At 39.6% G+C, this 1,734-nt stretch carries 2 protein-coding genes; both read left to right on the forward strand.

Features of this window, described 5'->3' with window-relative positions:
* A partial coding sequence (locus ABZA26_RS14400) for a (Fe-S)-binding protein (RefSeq protein WP_372715184.1) occupies positions 1-846 on the forward strand: 846 nt, incomplete at its 5' end.
* A partial coding sequence (locus ABZA26_RS14405) for a SpoIIE family protein phosphatase (RefSeq protein WP_372715185.1) occupies positions 843-1,734 on the forward strand: 892 nt, incomplete at its 3' end. The genes ABZA26_RS14400 and ABZA26_RS14405, both read left to right, overlap by 4 nt.

Here is a 1,734-nt window from a genome sequence, read left to right on the forward strand (position 1 = left end):
AAGAAAAGCTGTATAGGGGGTCCCGGAGGTCACCATATCTCCTCTTCTATATTTTCAAGACTTCAGAATGTAAAAGATTACCTTATGTCGGCAAAGACACAGGAATCTCCTGCAGAGTGCCCTCTTTCACAGAAAGATCTGAAAAAAACCATCTCTAAAAACCCTATAAAAGAGATCGAAATCAATGAGGAACAAATAGAAAAAATTCTTCTTAAAATGGGAAAATTCAGTAAAGTGGATGAACTAAACTGTGCCAGCTGTGGATACAATACCTGCAGAGAAAATGCTGTGGCTGTCCTACGTGGAATGTCAAGTATAGACATGTGTATGCCTTTCATAAAGAGCAGAGCCGAAAGAATTTCCAATGAGATTTTTGAAAATTCTCCAAATGCCCTGCTTATTGTGAACGAAAATTTTGAAATCATCGAATCCAATATGTCATTTTCCAGATTTTTCGGGGTAACTCCTGCAGAAAGTCAGGGGCATACAATAGACAGATTCATCCCACATGGAGACCTTGCTTCAGTATTTGAAAACAAAAATAATATGCTGTGGAAAAAAATTCATCTTCCTGAGTATAATCTCCATATGAAGCAAAGCGTCATTCATCTTGACAACCAGAACGCTCTCCTTATTATTCTTTCAGATATAAGCGACGAGGAAAAAAGACGGGGAGAACTTTTTGAGCTAAAAGAAAATACCCTCAAAGTAACTCAGGGAGTTATAGAAAAGCAGATGAGAGTGGCCCAGGAGATAGCAAGCCTTCTAGGTGAGACAACTGCCGAGACCAAAGTCGCTCTGACAAAACTAAAACACGTCCTAGAGAAAGAAGGTTCAGAGTTTTGACAGAATACTTTATAGATGTATCCCATAAAAATATCAACAAATTCGGAGAAGAACTGTGTGGCGACAATGTAGAAACTGTAAAGACAGATGACGGTGTCATACTGGTTCTTTCAGACGGACTGGGAAGCGGAGTCAAGGCAAATATACTAGCAACCCTCACTTCTAAAATCGCTGTGACCATGTTAAAAGAAGGGGCCAGTATAGAGGAAACTATAGATACCATCACAAATACTCTTCCTGAATGCAGTGTGAGAAAGCTGGCTTACTCCACTTTTACAATTATAAAAATAAAAAATAACGGAGAAACCTACATGGTGGAATACGACAACCCTCCATGCTTCTTTTTTAGAAAAGGCTGTGACTATCCCTTGGACAAAATAGAAAGGATAGTCAACGGTAAAAAAATACATGAATCTCATTTTAAAATGACCACAGAGGATCTCCTGGTAGTAACCAGTGACGGTGCTTTACACGCAGGTGTGGGAGAACTATTAAATCTAGGGTGGCAGTGGAATGATATTAATGAGTTTCTCAGAAGTCTTTCTGGAAAAAATTATTTTTCCAGTGAGGTGTCGGAAAATCTTTTGGCTGTATGCAATAAGCTATACGACAACAAGCCTGGAGACGACACCACTGTTTTGTCCGTAAAACTCCAGTACAGAAAATATTTAGACCTGTTTACAGGCCCGCCTGCAAAACCTGAAGACGATGTTATTTTGCTGGATAAAATCAAGGAAGCCAAGGGTATTAAAATACTCTCTGGAGGGACTACCTCCAACATAGTTTCAAAGGCTTTTGGTGAAGAGGTATTTATTAATCTCACAGACTATCAGAAGTATGACGTGCCTCCTGTGGGATTCATGAGAGGAGTGGACCTGGTAACAGAAG

This window comes from Ilyobacter sp. (assembly GCF_041583315.1).
In the GTDB taxonomy this organism is placed as follows: Bacteria; Fusobacteriota; Fusobacteriia; order Fusobacteriales; family Fusobacteriaceae; genus Ilyobacter.